At 60.4% G+C, this 14,813-nt stretch carries 12 protein-coding genes; 2 read left to right on the forward strand and 10 right to left on the reverse strand.

The window, feature by feature from the left end; all coding sequences use genetic code 11:
• Positions 1 to 87 precede the first annotated feature (87 nt).
• The 6 genes from I5L79_RS18315 to I5L79_RS18340 form a co-directional block, all read right to left on the reverse strand.
• Positions 88 to 846, reverse strand: coding sequence for a class I SAM-dependent methyltransferase (locus tag I5L79_RS18315; protein WP_196956525.1), 759 nt, complete (start codon positions 844 to 846; stop codon positions 88 to 90).
• 60 nt (positions 847 to 906) lie between these two features.
• On the reverse strand, positions 907 to 1,974 hold the full coding sequence (gene ilvC / locus I5L79_RS18320; RefSeq protein ID WP_196956526.1) for a ketol-acid reductoisomerase: 1,068 nt from the start codon (positions 1,972 to 1,974) through the stop codon (positions 907 to 909).
• A gap of 128 nt (positions 1,975 to 2,102) precedes the next feature.
• On the reverse strand, positions 2,103 to 2,699 hold the full coding sequence (ilvN, locus tag I5L79_RS18325) for an acetolactate synthase small subunit (protein ID WP_196956527.1): 597 nt from the start codon (positions 2,697 to 2,699) through the stop codon (positions 2,103 to 2,105).
• A gap of 106 nt (positions 2,700 to 2,805) precedes the next feature.
• Positions 2,806 to 4,569 carry a biosynthetic-type acetolactate synthase large subunit gene (gene ilvB / locus I5L79_RS18330; protein ID WP_196956528.1) on the reverse strand — a complete coding sequence of 588 codons (1,764 nt, stop codon included), beginning with the start codon at positions 4,567 to 4,569 and terminating at the stop codon, positions 2,806 to 2,808.
• Positions 4,526 to 6,250 carry a dihydroxy-acid dehydratase gene (gene ilvD / locus I5L79_RS18335; protein WP_196956529.1) on the reverse strand — a complete coding sequence of 575 codons (1,725 nt, stop codon included), beginning with the start codon at positions 6,248 to 6,250 and terminating at the stop codon, positions 4,526 to 4,528. Before ilvD ends, ilvB begins: the two co-directional genes overlap by 44 nt.
• A 104-nt stretch (positions 6,251 to 6,354) precedes the next feature.
• Complete coding sequence (locus tag I5L79_RS18340; protein WP_196956530.1) at positions 6,355 to 7,257, reverse strand: branched-chain amino acid transaminase; 903 nt, start codon at positions 7,255 to 7,257, stop codon at positions 6,355 to 6,357.
• Between the two features lie 482 nt (positions 7,258 to 7,739).
• Between I5L79_RS18340 and I5L79_RS18345 the strand changes: the two genes are divergently transcribed.
• On the forward strand, positions 7,740 to 9,284 hold the full coding sequence (locus I5L79_RS18345) for a hypothetical protein (RefSeq protein WP_196956531.1): 1,545 nt from the start codon (positions 7,740 to 7,742) through the stop codon (positions 9,282 to 9,284).
• A 365-nt stretch (positions 9,285 to 9,649) separates the two neighbouring features.
• On the opposite strand, the gene I5L79_RS18350 is transcribed toward I5L79_RS18345, so the two are convergent.
• Positions 9,650 to 10,504 carry a hypothetical protein gene (locus I5L79_RS18350; RefSeq protein WP_196956532.1) on the reverse strand — a complete coding sequence of 285 codons (855 nt, stop codon included), beginning with the start codon at positions 10,502 to 10,504 and terminating at the stop codon, positions 9,650 to 9,652.
• Between the two features lie 12 nt (positions 10,505 to 10,516).
• Positions 10,517 to 10,975, reverse strand: coding sequence for an ABA4-like family protein (locus I5L79_RS18355; RefSeq protein ID WP_196956533.1), 459 nt, complete (start codon positions 10,973 to 10,975; stop codon positions 10,517 to 10,519).
• A 233-nt stretch (positions 10,976 to 11,208) separates the two neighbouring features.
• Between I5L79_RS18355 and I5L79_RS18360 the strand changes: the two genes are divergently transcribed.
• Complete coding sequence (locus I5L79_RS18360) at positions 11,209 to 11,883, forward strand: hypothetical protein (protein WP_196956534.1); 675 nt, start codon at positions 11,209 to 11,211, stop codon at positions 11,881 to 11,883.
• A gap of 262 nt (positions 11,884 to 12,145) precedes the next feature.
• Here I5L79_RS18360 and I5L79_RS18365 read toward each other — a convergent pair whose 3' ends face one another.
• Together I5L79_RS18365 and I5L79_RS18370 are read right to left on the reverse strand one after the other, a co-directional pair.
• Complete coding sequence (locus I5L79_RS18365; RefSeq protein WP_196956535.1) at positions 12,146 to 12,514, reverse strand: hypothetical protein; 369 nt, start codon at positions 12,512 to 12,514, stop codon at positions 12,146 to 12,148.
• 116 nt (positions 12,515 to 12,630) lie between these two features.
• Positions 12,631 to 14,784, reverse strand: a complete 2,154-nt coding sequence (locus tag I5L79_RS18370) for a dipeptidyl-peptidase 3 family protein (protein ID WP_196956536.1) — start codon at positions 14,782 to 14,784, stop codon at positions 12,631 to 12,633.
• Between the last annotated feature and the right edge of the window lie 29 nt (positions 14,785 to 14,813).

Consider the following 14,813-nt stretch of genomic DNA (forward strand, 5'->3'; position numbering starts at 1 on the left):
ATTGGATGCGCATTTTCTGGCCTTCGTTCATATTGCCGCAACTATACTCTGGTTGCGCGACTGTTAACACTTCCTAGAAACAAGCAACTAACTCAGGGGCTTCTCCGCCACAATGCGCAGGCGTTTGTAATCGGCCCGCCACTGCCCGTCCCGGAACAGAACGGGGCGCAGCTCGGCTTCGGTGGCAGCTAAAATGTCTGCTTGGGTTTCGGGCTCAACGCCCCGGAAGAAATTGTCCCCAAACTGTTCAATCCAGTCCCGGAGGCCGGTATCTGGGTCGGCAAGGGGCGTTTCCCGGTCATAGTGCTGGGCTAGACGCACCCGGAACCCTTGCTGTTCGAGCAGCGCGGTGTACTCGGCCACTGAGGGAAAGTACCACCAGTCGGCGCGGGCGTGTGGGTAGCTGTGCTGGTGCAGCTGGCGGAGCAGGGTATCCACAATCTGTCCCACGTTGCCCTTCCCGCCCAGCTCCGCTACGAAGCGCCCACCCGGCTTCAGGTGCCGGTATACCTGCCGCACCACGGCCGCAGCGGCGGGAACCCAGTGTAGCGCGGCATTCGAAAATACGGCATCGAAGCGTTCCGGCAGCCCAAATGTGGCCGCATCGGCCAGCCGGAAGTCAAGCGCCGGAAACTGCTGCCGGGCCTTGGCTAGCATGTCGGGCGAGGCATCCAGGCCCACTACGTTAGCGCCCCGGTTGGCTATTTCCTGCGCCAACTCGCCGGCCCCGCAGCCCAGGTCCAGGACCCATTCGCCCGGCTGGGGAGCCAGCACGTCCACTAGGCCCGCGCCGTACTGGGAAACGAAAGCGTGCTTCTGCGTGTACGAATCAGCATTCCAGTGCATAAAACCAGCGAAAAGCGGAAGGCTGGCGTTTCGGCCAGCCTTCCCTTATTTATTTTCTGATTAGCTCAATTCTTCCACCTTTTCGGTGGCCTTGGAGCGCAACTCGCGCACAGTGGCGCCGGTCTGCCACAGCTCTGATTCGCGCACTTCCTTCAGCTCCGCTTCCAGCTCCTGGCGGTAGCCGGGCGTGGAGCCGCGCTGGATGGTGCGGGCGGCTTCGGCGCCGGAGGCTACACTGTCGTAGAGCTCGTTGAGCACGGGCAGGGTAGCCTCGCGGAACTTGCCTTTCCAGTCGAGGGCACCGCGCTGGGCTGTAACGGAGCAGTTGCTGAACATCCAGTCCATGCCGTTTTCGCCCACTAGCGGCACCAGGCTCTGGGTAAGTTCTTCCACGGTTTCGTTGAAGGCCTCGGAAGGGGAGTGGCCGCGCTGGCGCAGCACCTGGTACTGGGCCTCAATGATGCCAGCCAGGGCGCCCATCAGCACGCCCCGCTCGCCGGTGAGGTCGGAGTATACTTCGCGCTTGAAGTCGGTTTCAAACAAGTAGCCCGAGCCCACCCCGATGCCCAGGGCAATGGCCTTTTCGTAGGCGTGGCCGGTGGCATCCTGATACACGGCAAAGGACGAGTTGAGGCCACCACCGGCCACAAACAGGCGGCGCAGGCTGGTGCCGCTGCCCTTGGGCGCTACCAGCACCACGTCCACGTCGGCGGGCGGGATGATGTTGGTCTGGTCGTTGAAGGTGATGCCGAAGCCGTGCGAGAAGTACAGGGTTTTGCCGGCTGTGAGCCGGGCTTTCAGCGTGGGCCACACTGCAATCTGACCGGCGTCGGAAAGCAGGTTGGCAATGATGGTGCCGCGCTCCGCCGCTTCTTCGATGTCGAACAGGGTTTCACCTTCCACCCAGCCATCAGCTTCGGCCTTGCTCCAGGAGGCGGAGTCGCGGCGCTGCCCGATGATGACGTTGAAGCCATTGTCGCGCAGGTTCAGCGCCTGGCCGGGACCCTGCACGCCGTAGCCAATCACGGCAATGGTTTCATCCTTGAGAATCGTGCGGGCTTTTTCCAAAGGAAATTCGTCGCGGGTTACTACGTGCTCTTCTACGCCGCCGAAGTTGATGGTTGCCATGTTGGTTGGGAGTTGAGTGGTTGAAGGTTGAATGGTTTCTGTTTTTAGTTATTCGTTTTTAGTTGTTTGTTTTTGAGGAGGCGCCACGGCCAAAAACCAAAAACAAGCAACCAAAAACCTACCGCAGGCTACATCGAAAACACCTTGTCGCGGCTGTTGAGGTAGTCGTTTTCGCTGACCTCCTGGCCGGGCTCGATGCGTTCAAACTCGCGGAGCTTATGGTGAAATCCTTTGCTGCCTTTGATGATGGCAATGCGGGCCGAGCGCACAAATTCGATGAGGCCGTAGGGCTGCAGCACTGCCAGTAGCTTGTCGGTTTCCTCGCGGTGGCCGGTGGTTTCAAACACTGTGTAGTCCTTGCGAATGACCACGGCCCGGGCGCCGTGCTCCCGCAGCAGCCGCTCCACCAGGGCCCGCTCGGCAATGACGTCGGTGGGCACTTTGTAGAGGGCCATTTCCTGCCAGATGACGTCCTCGTTGGGGTTGAAGTAGACCTTGAGCACTTCCACCTGCTTTTCGATCTGGCGGGCAATCTTGCGCACCACTTCCTCCGTCTCCACCACCACAATGTTGAAGCGGTGAATGCCTTCGATTTCCGAAGGAGAAGTGTTGAGGCTTTCGATGTTGATTTTGCGCCGCGAGAAGATGATGGCAATGCGGTTCAGCAGCCCCACCTGGTTCTCGGTATACACCGTGATGTTGTACTCGCACCGGTCGATGGTCATAGCGAAGTTGTGAAATTGTGAGATAGTGAAATGGTGAGTTTTGTAAAGAGTAGGATAAGTTGTCAGTTGGAAAACTCACCATTTCACCATCTCACCAAATCATCGTTTACCGCAGCCTTATTTCGCCTACGCCGCATCCCTGCGGCACCATAGGAAAGATGTTGTTTTCGCGGGTCACCATCACCTCTAGCAGAAAGGAGCCGGGGTGCTCCAGCATCTCACGCAGGGCGTCCTGCAGATCGGCGCGGGCATCCACGCGGCGGCCGGCTATGCTGTAGCCCTGGGCCACCGTCACGTAGTCGGGGCTGGCAATGTCCACGAAGGAGTAGCGCCGCTCGTGGAACAGCTCCTGCCACTGGCGCACCATGCCCAGAAACTGGTTGTTGAGCAGCAGAATCTTTACATTCACGCCCGTTTGCATGATGGTGCCCAGCTCCTGAATCGTCATCTGAATGCCCCCGTCGCCAATAACGGCTACTACCTGCCGTTCCGGTGCCCCGAACTTGGCCCCGATGGCGGCGGGCAGGGCGAAGCCCATAGTGCCCAGGCCCCCGCTGGTGATGTTGCTGCGGGTGTGGTTGAGCTTGGCGTAGCGGCAGGCCACCATCTGGTGCTGGCCCACGTCCGTCACGATAATAGCCTCGCCTTGGGTTAGCTCATTCAGCTGCTGGATGACTTCCCCCATGGTTAGCTCGTCGGAGGTCGGGAACAGCTCATCCTGGATGACGGCGGCAATTTCCTCGGCATCATGCTCCGTGAAGCGCTGCCGCCACTCGGGGTAGGTGCGGGCCTGCACCAGCTGCGTGAGCAGGGGCAGGGTTTCCTTGCAGTCGCCCCATACCGGCACCGTAGCCTTCAGGTTCTTGTCAATTTCCGTGGGGTCGATGTCGAGGTGAACAACCTGGGCCTGGCGGGCGTACTTGTCGAGGCGGCCCGTTACCCGGTCGTCGAAGCGCATGCCGATGGCAATGAGTACGTCGCACTCGTTGGTCAGCACGTTGGGGCCGTAGTTGCCATGCATGCCCAGCATTCCCACGTTGAGCGGGTGCCCGGTAGGTAGTGCGCCGGCGCCCAGAATCGTCCAGGCCGCCGGGATGCCGCTTTTCTCAATGAACTCCCGAAACTCCTGCTCCGCCTGGCCCAGCAGCACGCCCTGCCCCCAGAGCACCAGGGGGCGTTTGGCCTGGTTGATAAGCTCGGCCGCCTGCGCCACGTACTCAGGCCGCACAATAGGCTTGGGGCGGTAGCTGCGGATGTGGGTGCAGGACTCATACGGCGTGAAATCGGCCTTCTGAATCTGAGCGTTCTTGGTAATATCGATAAGTACCGGGCCAGGGCGGCCGCTATGGGCAATGTAGAAGGCTCTGGCCAGTACCTCGGGAATTTCACTGGCATCCGTTACCTGGTGGTTCCACTTGGTAATGGGCGTGGTGATGTTGATGATGTCGGTTTCCTGGAAGGCATCGGTGCCCAGCAAGTGCGCGAAAACCTGCCCCGTAATACACACCAGCGGGGTGCTGTCAATCAGGGCATCGGCCAGACCGGTGACGAGGTTGGTGGCGCCAGGGCCGCTGGTGGCGAAGACCACGCCCACTTTGCCCGACGACCGTGCGTAGCCCTGAGCCGCATGGATCCCGCCCTGCTCGTGGCGCACCAGCACGTGGTTCAGCTGCTCTTTAAAGTCATAGAGGGCGTCATAAATAGGAATGATGGCGCCGCCCGGATACCCGAAAATGGTGTCCACGCCTTCGGCCAGCAGGGCGTGCAGCGTAGCCTCAGCGCCGGAAAGCGTGCGGGTAGCTGCAGGTGCCGCGGCCACGACCGTTTCAGGCGAGGTCGGCGCGGGCTGGGGTTGCTCTTTCGTGTACATGATCTTCCTCGTAATCGGTGATACAGCCGCGGCTTGCGTCGCTGACCGTGCGGATATACTTCAGCAATACGCCCTGCTGCACACTCGGCCGGGGCCGCTGCCACTGCTGGCGACGCAGCTCCAGCAGGGCTGCGTCTACCTGCACATCAATGGTGTTGGTGCCGGCATCCAGTACAATCCAGTCGCCGTCTTCCACCAGGGCGATGGTGCCGCCGTCGTAGGCCTCGGGGCACACGTGGCCGATGACGAAGCCATGCGTGCCGCCCGAAAAGCGCCCGTCGGTAATCAGGGCCACTTTGTCGCCGAGGCCCGCGCCGATGATGGCGGAGGTGGGCTTGAGCATTTCTGGCATGCCCGGCCCACCCTTGGGCCCCACGTAGCGAATCACGACCACGTGGCCGGGCTGAATCTTGCCCTGCGTAATGCCTTCGTTGAGCTCTTCCTCGGAGTTAAACACCACAGCCGGGCCTTCAAACCGCAGGCCTTCCTTGCCAGTGATTTTGGCCACCGCTCCTTTGGTGGCCAGGTTGCCGTACAGAATCTGAATGTGGCCGTCGGCTTTGATAGGGTTAACCAGGGGGCGCAGCAGGTCCTGCTCGGCGCCCAGGGGCTGCACGTCGGCCAGGTTTTCGGCTAGCGTCCGGCCCGTTACGGTCAGCAGGTCGCCGTGGAGCAGGCCCGCGTTGAGCATGGTCTTCATCACGGCCGGCACCCCGCCTAGGGCCGACAAATCCTCCATCAGGTATTTACCGCTGGGTTTCAGGTCGGCCAGCACGGGCACGCGGTTGCTCACGGCCTGGAAGTCTTCCATCGTCAGGTGCACGCCGGCGGCGTGGGCAATGGCAATGAGGTGAAGCACGGCGTTGGTGGAGCCGCCCAGCACGGTGGTCATCACCAGGGCGTTTTCAAAGGCCTCGCGCACCAGAATGTCGCGAGGCTTGAGGTCCAGCTCCAGCAGGCGGCGCAGGTAGCCGCCGGCGTCGTGGCACTCCTGCTGCTTTTCGGCGCTTACGGCGGGGGAGGACGAGGAAAACGGAACACTCATGCCCAGCGTTTCAATAGCGGCCGCCATCGTATTCGCCGTGTACATGCCTCCACACGCCCCCGGACCCGGGCAGGCGTTGTGGATAATGCCTTTGTAATCCTCGTCCGATATCTGCCCCTGTAGCTTTTTGCCGTAGGCCTCAAAACACGAAACAATGTTGAGTTGCTGCCCTTTGAAGGTGCCACCCTTGATGGTGCCGCCGTACACCATCAGCGAAGGCCGGTTGAGGCGGGCCATGGCAATGAGGGCACCGGGCATGTTCTTGTCGCAGCCCATCACGCAGGCCAGGGCATCGTAGTTGTGGGCCCCGGCCATGGCCTCAATGGAATCGGCAATAATTTCGCGCGAAACCAGAGAGTAGCGCATACCCGCTGTGCCGTTGGTAATGCCGTCCGACACACCGATGGTATTGAAGCGCAGCCCCACTAGGCCCTGCTGCTGCACGCCCGCCTTAACCTGGTCGGCCAAGCCGTTGAGGTGCATGTTACAGGTGTTGCCTTCGAAGCCCGTGGAGCAGATGCCCACGAACGGCTTGCGCAAATCCTCATCCGACAGCCCCGAGCCGATGAGCATGGCCTGGGAAGCCGGCAGGCTGTTGTCCTGGGTGTAGATGCGGCTGTATTTATTCAGAATCATGTAGTTGAGAATGTGCTAATGTGTGGGAATGTGCTAATGCAGGAAAATAATGCCCTAGTGTGCTAAATGTGGGTAATGTGCTGATAAGTTGCTCGTTCTGTTGTCTAAGCTTTAATTTCTAAGCTCTCAGTTCTAATAGGCTGCCCAGTTACCAAGGCCTGGTAGTGGCTAGCCAGCATGCCACCGATGGTTTGCTGGAAAGGTGTCGAGAAGGTCACGTCATCGACTGATGCCACGCCGATAACCTCGGCGGCGGTACCCGTCATGAAGGCGGCGGAAGCGGTGCGCAGCTCCTCGGGCCGGAAGAACTGCTCGTGTACCGTGATGCCGGCTTCGCGGGCCAGGTCGATGATGGTGTTGCGGGTGATGCCGCGCAGGATGCTGCCCTGAGGAGCGGTGTACAGCTCGCCTTCCCGCTCGAAAAAGAAGTTGGCGCCGGGGCCCTCGGCCACGTAGCCGTTCATATCCAGCAGCAGCGCTTCGTCGTAGCCCCGGCCCTTGGCCTCGGTGCTGGCAATGATAGAGTTGACGTAGTGGCCGGCGACTTTCGCTTCAATGGGTACGGCCTTGGGATTGGGCCGCTCATAGGGCGAGATGGTGAGGCGCAGGCTCTGGTCGCCGAGGTACTTGCCCCATTCCCACACGGCAATCAGCAGGTTGCCGGAGGAGGCGGCTTTCAAACTCATGTTGGGCGTGGCAGCATACACCAGGGGTCGGAGGTAGGCATCGGTGAGGTTATTGCGCTCCAGTACTTCATAGCTGATACGCGTCAGCTCCTCCACCGAGTAAGCCAGCGGCAGCCCAATGGATTTACAGGAATAGTGCAGCCGCTCGTAGTGTTCTTCGGCCTTGAAAATGCGCGTACCGGCCGGCGTCTGGTAGGCCCGGATGCCCTCGAACACGGCGTAGCCATAGTGCAGCGACTGGGCATAAACGCCGCACGTAGCCTGCTCGGCCGGTACAAACTCGCCATCCAGGAAAGCAACGGTATCAGAGGTGAAGTACATGCGGGAGACTTGCGGGAGGTGAGAATAAAAAAGCCTTTCAGAGCACTAGGCTGCGAAAGGCTGCTGGCGTGGCGGGTAACGCGGTTCCTTTCAGCCTGGCAGCGGCAGCGTAATGACTGGTCCGACGGAAGTGAAAATCAAGGTCATGTGAGGCGAAAGGGAAAAACAACGGTGGAGGACGGGCGGGGCGCTTGGTTTGATTCTATTCGCTCGACTGAGTAATATCCAGTCGAGCCGGGTTTAAGCGAAACGGCCGGCTGCATGCAGGGCCGCCAGCCCGCCGCTACCAACGAAATAAATTGTGCCGACCAGGAAGTGGAAAAGTGCTCCGACATGTCATCTTTGCGTTGTTAGGATGATAGCAAGTACATCAGCTACAGCACGTAATTAAAACTTTCTCTTCAGCCGCCTACTATTTCTACTATTTGCGCTTTGTTTGGTAAGTAACTGTAAAACAGAACGTTGATTTTTTTGTAAATACAATGCCCAACGAAAACACGGACCCGGTTTTTCAGCTCATCAAGTCCCTGACCCGCACCGAGAAGCGTCATTTCCGTTTGTTTGCCAACCGGCAGGGCTCGGCGGACGGCCTTAAGTTCCTGCAATTGTTCGACGCGCTGGATGGGCAGGAGCGCTACGATGAGGAGCGCGTGCTGGCGCAGGTGCCGGCCATCAAAAAAGTGCAAGTAGCCAACCTCAAGGCCAATCTGTACCGCCAGTTGCTGGCCAGCCTGCGCATGTACCACGCGGGCCACAACACCGATATCCAGCTGCGGGAGCAGCTCGACTACGCCCGCGTGCTCTACAACCGCGGCCTGTATATCCAGAGCCTGCGCATGCTGGAAAAGGTAAAGCAAGCCGCCCAGCAGGCCGAAATGCAGCATATCACGCTCATGGCCCTCGACTTCGAGAAGCTGATTGAGGGCCAGTACATCACGCGCAGCCTGCGCGGCCGGGCGCGGGAGCTGTCGGACGAGGCTACCACCACTGTGGCGCATGTGGCGCGGGAGCATGCCCTGTCCAACCTGGCGCTGCGCATGTACGGGCGCTACCTCAAAATCGGGCACACCCGCAACCAGCAGGACTACGACAAGATTACCGATTACTTCCGCCAGGACCTGCCGCTGCTGGACCCCCGGCAGGCCACGTTCTTCGAACAGCTGTACTACTACCAGGCCCACGTGTGGTACTACACCATCACGCAAAACTTCCGGCTCTGCTTCCGCTACGCCCAGAAGTGGGTGGATTTGTTTGAGGCCAACCCCCTGATGCGTGAGCAGCAGGCCATGCTCTACATCAAGGGCCTGCACAATCTGCTGGTGACGGCCTACAACATGCTATACTACAGCAGGTTTGAGGAAGTGCTAACCCGGCTGGAAGCCTACGCCGCCGACCCGGAGCGCCGCACCAGCCCCAACATCGACATGCTGCTGTTCCTGTACATCTACACCAACCGCATCAACGGCTACTTCATGCGCGGGCAGTTCACGGAGGGGCTGAAGATCGTGCCCGAGCTGCTCGAAAACCTGGAGAATTTCCGCTTGCAGATGGACTCGCACCGGCGCCTGGTGTTCTACTACAAAATTGCCAGCCTGTACTTCGGCAGCGGCCAGCCCGATAAGGCCATTGAGTACCTCAACAAGGTTATCTACTTCAAGGAAGCCAGCCTGCGCGAAGACATCCAGTGCTTTGCCCGCATCCTCAACCTGATTGCCCACTACGAAGCCGGCCGCGACGAATCCCTGGACTACCAGATCCGGTCGGTGTACCGCTTCCTGGGCAAGATGAACGACCAGCAGCAGATGCAGGAGGCCATTTTCAAGTTCCTGCGTAGCCTCGGCGACGTGGCCCCGTCCCAGCTCAAGGAGTCCTTCCTCAAACTCAAAAACAAGCTTATTGTCATTGCCGAAAACCCCTACGAGCGGCGCCCTTTCCTCTACCTCGACATCATTTCCTGGCTGGAAAGCAAGATTGAGAATGTGCCCGTGCAGGATATCATCCGCCGCAGGTTTCCCAAGCTTAAGTAGGAAATTGGTGAGTGCGTGGAACGTGTCATAGCGAGCAGTGCGAAGCAATGACACGTTCCACGCACTCACCCCGAAGACGTGAAAAGCCCCTGATGCCAGCACGGACGTCAGGGGCTTTCTGGTAGAAGAATGTATCTGGTTTTGTACAGGACGGATGGCTTCGCACTGCTCGCAATGACAGCTTCTCCGCACCCCGAAGCAGGCGTAGTGCACTCCCGAGGCAAGAGTATACTACGCCGGTGGAAATAGTCTGTTACTCTTGCCGCACGAGTGGCAGACTTTTTCCGCATTAAGAGGCACAACTGCCGGAAGCGCGCAGCCTGCGCCGTCAGAACGTCAACTCACCAGTTCACTATCTCAACAACTCACAGCTTCAGCACCGGCTGGCCTTGCAGGGCCTGGATGAAGAGGAAGGCTACCAACCCCGTGTACAGCAAAGCGCCCAGCCAAGTAAGCAGCGCGGCCCGGCGCGGCAGGCGGCGGCTCAGCCACCAGCCCAGCAACGGCACCACCTGCAGGGCGTGCATGCCCAGGAAGTGGGCAATGCGCAGGTCGCCGGCGCGGGTGCTCCAGCCCAGGCCGGGCAGACCGGGGCCGCCGTCGGGGGCGCCTACCGTGTGCTGGTTGAGATGAATCATCATGCCGCCCAGCACCGAGCCCACCAGAAACAGCAGCAGCCCGAGGCGCACGCCCCACACGTAGCCGGCCGGGCCGTGGGGCCGGTAGCGCCACCCCAGGTACACGGCCGCTACGGTGGCCCCGGTATTCACCATAATGGCTACGCCCATCAGATTGAAGACGAGAATATTCAACGGCGTGGCAATATTGTAGTGCGAAGCGGTGCCGCGGGCGGCCTGCAGCACAATGCAGGCAATTTCGACCAGCATACAAACAGCTACTACCCGGCTTACGCGCCGTACCCCGCGTTGCGCCGGAGTGGGCAGGTCGGCCAGCAGCCAGCCCAGCGTCCAGACAAAAGCCAGCACCGACAGGCAGAACTTAATGGGCTTCAGCCAGACCGGGGCGCCCGTAACCAGGCGGGCATCCAGCGGCAGCAGCACCAGGGCTACTCCCAACAGGGCTACGTGCAGCCAACCCGTCCAGGAAAGCACGGGGTTTACGCGGTGCAGGATCCGCAGCCAGCCGCCTATGCTGCTCGTGGGAGCCGTTTTTTGCGGCAGATCAAACGTTGGAGGCAATGAAAGGGAAGATGAGTTCATAGCGGTAGGAGGTTAGGATGGAAGTTCAGTAGGGGGAGTAACGGGGCGCAGCTGGCGCAACCCGGCGTAGAGCAGCAGGCCTACCGGCCCCACCAAAAATGTGAGGAGCAGGCAGGGCACGCGCAGATACCAGGCCAGCCCGCGCCGCTCGGCATCCTGCGTTTCCCAGATGCCCACGGCCAGATCAAAGCACAGGTAATGCACCCACCCGGCCGTGAGGGCCCACGGATCCTGAAACAGGGCCCGCACCTCGGCCAGGGAGCTGAAGCCGCCTTCCGTAGCATGAGGGCTGAAATAATGCACCGTAAGCAAGGCGGCGTAGGTGGCGGCCAGCAGCAAGGGCCACACGCCGCTGCGCACCAGCCGGCGCGTAACCACCCAGCGGGGCGCGGCCATCAGCAGCAGCCAGGCGGGCAGCACGGCCGTGTTGGCCACGGAAAACACAAATTCGGGAGTGAGGAAGGCGGGCATACAAACGGGCAGAAGTACAGCCGTAAAAGTATTAGCCGCCCGGCCAGCTGGCTAACCCATCCGGGGTGAAGCGTAGAATAGCCGGGGCGAAGCGTCTGGCGTCCGTTGCCAACTACTGGTTAGGCGTTGATGGGAAAGGCTCTACCACGCGTAACAGATAACCAAAGTCAGACAACGGTCAACGGATAACTGAAAACCAACAACTGACGAGTAGCTGCGTACTTTTGCAGGGTATGACGGCTTTGCGTGGAATTCTGCTGGGGGTGCTGGGCGGCGGGTGGCTGACGACGGCTGCCGCTGCCGGGCCGCTGCCGCCCGATTCCAGCCGCGTGCGCCAGTCGCACCGGCGGCTGGTGTTTCAGTTCGACCAGCGCTACTCGGTGCTCAATGGCAGCGTGGTGGGCATCAACGGGCTGAAGGTGGGCGTGGAATTCCGGGGGCGGGTGCGTACAGGCCTGGGCCTGTACCTGCTCTCCGATGGCGTGCCCACCGATGTGGCTTTGCCCGCACACCTGCCCGCCGGCACCCGCGACGAGCTGCGCTTCCGCTACGTGGCGGCCTACGGCGAATACGTGGTGAAGGGTACGCCCCGCTGGGAGCTGAGCACACCTACCCAGCTGGGCATCGGCCGCTACTACGCCCGCTACGAAAAGCCCGATGGAGAAGTGGAGCGCACCCCTCGGCGGCTGATTTACATGTTTGAGCCTTCCGTGGCCGGCCACGTGCGCGTTTTCCGGTGGGTGGGCCTGGGCGCCGGTGGCGGCTACCGCCAGATGCTGTTCATGAACAATGCCCTGGAAAGTGAGCTGAACGGACCCATCTTCTTCGGCCGCGTCAAGCTCTTCCTCGGTGACTTGTACAAAATCGTGCGCGGCCGCCAGCGCCTGTTCTCCCAGCAGGGACTCTGATGTAATGTGCTGCGCTTTGCTAATGTGGGGAATGTGGTTTGAATGTGCTAATGGTCGGTCATTGCCAGCAGCGCGAAGCAATTGGGGCTAAGAGCGTGCTGAGCTTCATAAAGTGGAAAGCCCTTTCCGGCGCGTGCGGGAAAGGGCTTTCTGGTAAAAGAACGGGTCTGGTATTGTACAGGACGGATTGCTTCGCGCTGCTCGCAATGAAGGTTAAAGCATTAGCACATTCCTCCACATTCTCCACATCAGCACATTCAATTCAGTTCCCCCGGGCGGGGCGGCGTAGCACGAACAGCGTGTGAGCGGGGCGCTTATCAGGTTGCTGGTACATCTGCACCACTTCCCAGCCCAGCTTGCCCATGTAGGTGAGGGCACTCACATGGGTAGCAAACACCTGCAGCTTGCCCGCCTCGCGCTGGGAAAGGGAGCCGCCGCCCAGCTTCTCGAAACCGTAGCCGAAGTCCACGAAGATGTCGCCGGCTTTGGCTTTGTTGTCGGGCGCGAACAGGTTGTCGGTCGTCAGCAGCTCGCAGTACTCGTAGCGCTGGGTGTCGATGGTTTGGGCCTGGGCGCGGCCGGTCCAGCTCAGGAGCGGCATGAAGAAGGCGAGGAAGAGAAGACGTTTCATAAAAAGTGCGCAAGAGCGTGAGGAAAGCATAAAAAGGGCTGGCTGGATGAGGGAATTGATGCCATGCATTTTCCCCTCATCCGGCCAGCCACTCCGGTAATATACGAGGCCCAGCGCTAATTCACGTTCGGCAGAAACGAATACTTGCGGCCGTACTCCAGCATCTGCTGGGCAAAGTCGGTAGGGTATTCCAGCTTCACGTCGATAATTTTTCCTTCCTGCTCCACCGGCACCAGCTTGGGCTGGATAAAGCCGGCGTAGGGCGCAATGCCCAGCTTCTGGTAGCGGGCCAGTACCTGCTTGTGCAAGTCGGCATCTACCTTCACGCCGTAGGTTTCAATCAGGTTTTTGGCTGCGTTGTAGTCGCCCTCGCTCGTGATGCGCTGGGTTTCGCGCAGCAGCTGCCCAAACAGAGTGCGCAGCTTCTGGTAGTCATTGATGTGGAAGAAGGTTTTGCCCTCACGTGTTACCTGCTCAATCACCTTGTCCTTCCTGCCTTTCTCAAACACCCAGCGGGCCACCATCTGGCGGTTGCGCATGTGGGCTTCCTCCACAGTTTCGCCGGGCTGCAGGCGCACCAACTGGGTCATCAGGCCGCCGCGGATGTAGCTGTCGTACTCGGCTTTGCCTACTTCCAGGCTCGGCATCACGCCCAGCTGTACGAGCTTGTCGTCCATCAGGTAGTACAGGGCCACCAGGTCGGCGCGGCCTTCCTCAATGGCGGAGGCGTAGCTTTTCAGGGTTTCCTTGGTGGTGCCCACGCCTTTGTTGATCTGCCCCGAGGCGTGCCCGATTACCTCGTGCATATCGGTGTGGAGCTTGCCGGCCAGGGCGCCGTACTGCTTGGCGCGCTTCTTTTCAGCTTCATCGAAGGCAAACTCGTCGAGCATGCCGCCGGCCGAGGCACGGTCGTAGGCTTCCACAATGTTGCCCAGGTTCACCGACTTCGAGCCATGCTCCTTGCGAATCCAGGTGGCGTTGGGCAGGTTGATACCGATAGGGGTGCTTGGGGCCGCGTCGCCGGCCTCTACCACCGTGGTAATGACCTTAGCCGTGATGCCCACCACGTTTTTCTTGCGGTGCTCGGCCTTGATGGGCGAGTGGTTTTCAAACCACTGGGCCTGGTCGCCGATGGTTTTGATGCGCTTGGTGGCCTCCACGTCCTTGAACGACACCACCGACTCGTAGGCAGCGCGGTAGCCCAGCGGGTCGCCGTACACCTCAATAAAGCCGTTCACTACGTCGGTATCCGAGTTGGTGTCGTGTACCCAGGCAATGTTGTACTCGTCCCACAGCTTCAGGTCGCCGGTGCTGTAGTACTGGATAAGCTTGGTGAGGGCAGCGCGCTGCTCGGGCGTTTCGGCCACGTCCAAGGCCTTGTTCAGCCAGAAAGCTACCTGCGTGAGGGCTTCGCCGTAGAGGCCACCCACTTTCCAGGGCTGCTCCACGATGTTGCCCTGCTTGTCCTTCACCAGCCGCGAGTTGAGGCCGTAGGAAATGGGACGCTGGTCGTTTTTGTCGATTTTTTTGGCGTAAAAAGCCTCAGCTTCCGCCTGCGTCACCCCCTGGTAATAGTTGTTGGCCGACGTCGTGAGCAAGTCCTGCCCGGCCTCCTGGTTGACGCGCTTGGGTGCCACCTTGGGGTCGAAGAGGATGGAGGTCATCGTTTCCGTGAACTGCTTTAGCGTCTGGCCGGGCAGCAAAGGCAGGTTGCGTTCGGGCGTGCTTTGCACCAGCTCCCGGAAGTAGGCCGGCGAGAATTCCGGCAGCAGCTTGCGGGTGGAGTAGTGGTGGTGGATGCCGTTGGAAAACCACACGCGCTTGGCGTAGGTGTTGAACTGCTGGGCCTGCTCTACCTGCTGGGTGTTGGTAGTAGCGGCGCGGCGCTCCTGGTTGGTTTCCCAGAGGGCCTCCAGGGTGCGGCGCACGCGCAGGTTGTTCTGGTAGTTCTGGTCGTAGATGATGTCGCGCCCGCTCAGCGCTGCTTCGTACAGATAATACAGCAACTCTTTCTGCTTGGGCTCCAGGGCCTCGAAGCCGGGAACCTCATAGCGCAGGATGCGCAGATCGGCAAACTGCTCACTGACTACCTGAAACGGCCCGGCAGCGGGAGCGGAGGCAGCGGGTGTGGCGGGCGGGGTAACAGCAGTGGAGGCGGTAGCGTCGGTGGGTGGAGTGGTGGCACTTACGCTGGCCGGGGTGGTGCTGGCGCAGCCGCTAAGCTGGGCAGCCAGCAGCAGGGCCGCCGCCGGGAAAAGCAAACGGGACATAGAAAGGAAATGAGCAATCGGCTAGTCAG

Source organism: Hymenobacter guriensis, from assembly GCF_015773195.1.
GTDB classification, from domain to species: domain Bacteria; phylum Bacteroidota; class Bacteroidia; order Cytophagales; family Hymenobacteraceae; genus Hymenobacter; species Hymenobacter guriensis.

Excerpts from the sequence above, each read along its gene's own strand:
- I5L79_RS18315 (WP_196956525.1), bottom strand. The coding sequence starts at position 846 with ATGCACTGGAATGCTGATTCGTACACGCAGAAGCACGCTTTCGTTTCC.
- ilvC (WP_196956526.1), bottom strand. The coding sequence starts at position 1,974 with ATGGCAACCATCAACTTCGGCGGCGTAGAAGAGCACGTAGTAACCCGC.
- ilvN (WP_196956527.1), bottom strand. The coding sequence starts at position 2,699 with ATGACCATCGACCGGTGCGAGTACAACATCACGGTGTATACCGAGAAC.
- ilvB (WP_196956528.1), bottom strand. The coding sequence starts at position 4,569 with ATGTACACGAAAGAGCAACCCCAGCCCGCGCCGACCTCGCCTGAAACG.
- ilvD (WP_196956529.1), bottom strand. The coding sequence starts at position 6,250 with ATGATTCTGAATAAATACAGCCGCATCTACACCCAGGACAACAGCCTG.
- I5L79_RS18340 (WP_196956530.1), bottom strand. The coding sequence starts at position 7,257 with ATGTACTTCACCTCTGATACCGTTGCTTTCCTGGATGGCGAGTTTGTA.
- I5L79_RS18345 (WP_196956531.1), top strand. The coding sequence starts at position 7,740 with ATGCCCAACGAAAACACGGACCCGGTTTTTCAGCTCATCAAGTCCCTG.
- I5L79_RS18350 (WP_196956532.1), bottom strand. The coding sequence starts at position 10,504 with ATGAACTCATCTTCCCTTTCATTGCCTCCAACGTTTGATCTGCCGCAA.
- I5L79_RS18355 (WP_196956533.1), bottom strand. The coding sequence starts at position 10,975 with ATGCCCGCCTTCCTCACTCCCGAATTTGTGTTTTCCGTGGCCAACACG.
- I5L79_RS18360 (WP_196956534.1), top strand. The coding sequence starts at position 11,209 with ATGACGGCTTTGCGTGGAATTCTGCTGGGGGTGCTGGGCGGCGGGTGG.
- I5L79_RS18365 (WP_196956535.1), bottom strand. The coding sequence starts at position 12,514 with ATGAAACGTCTTCTCTTCCTCGCCTTCTTCATGCCGCTCCTGAGCTGG.
- I5L79_RS18370 (WP_196956536.1), bottom strand. The coding sequence starts at position 14,784 with ATGTCCCGTTTGCTTTTCCCGGCGGCGGCCCTGCTGCTGGCTGCCCAG.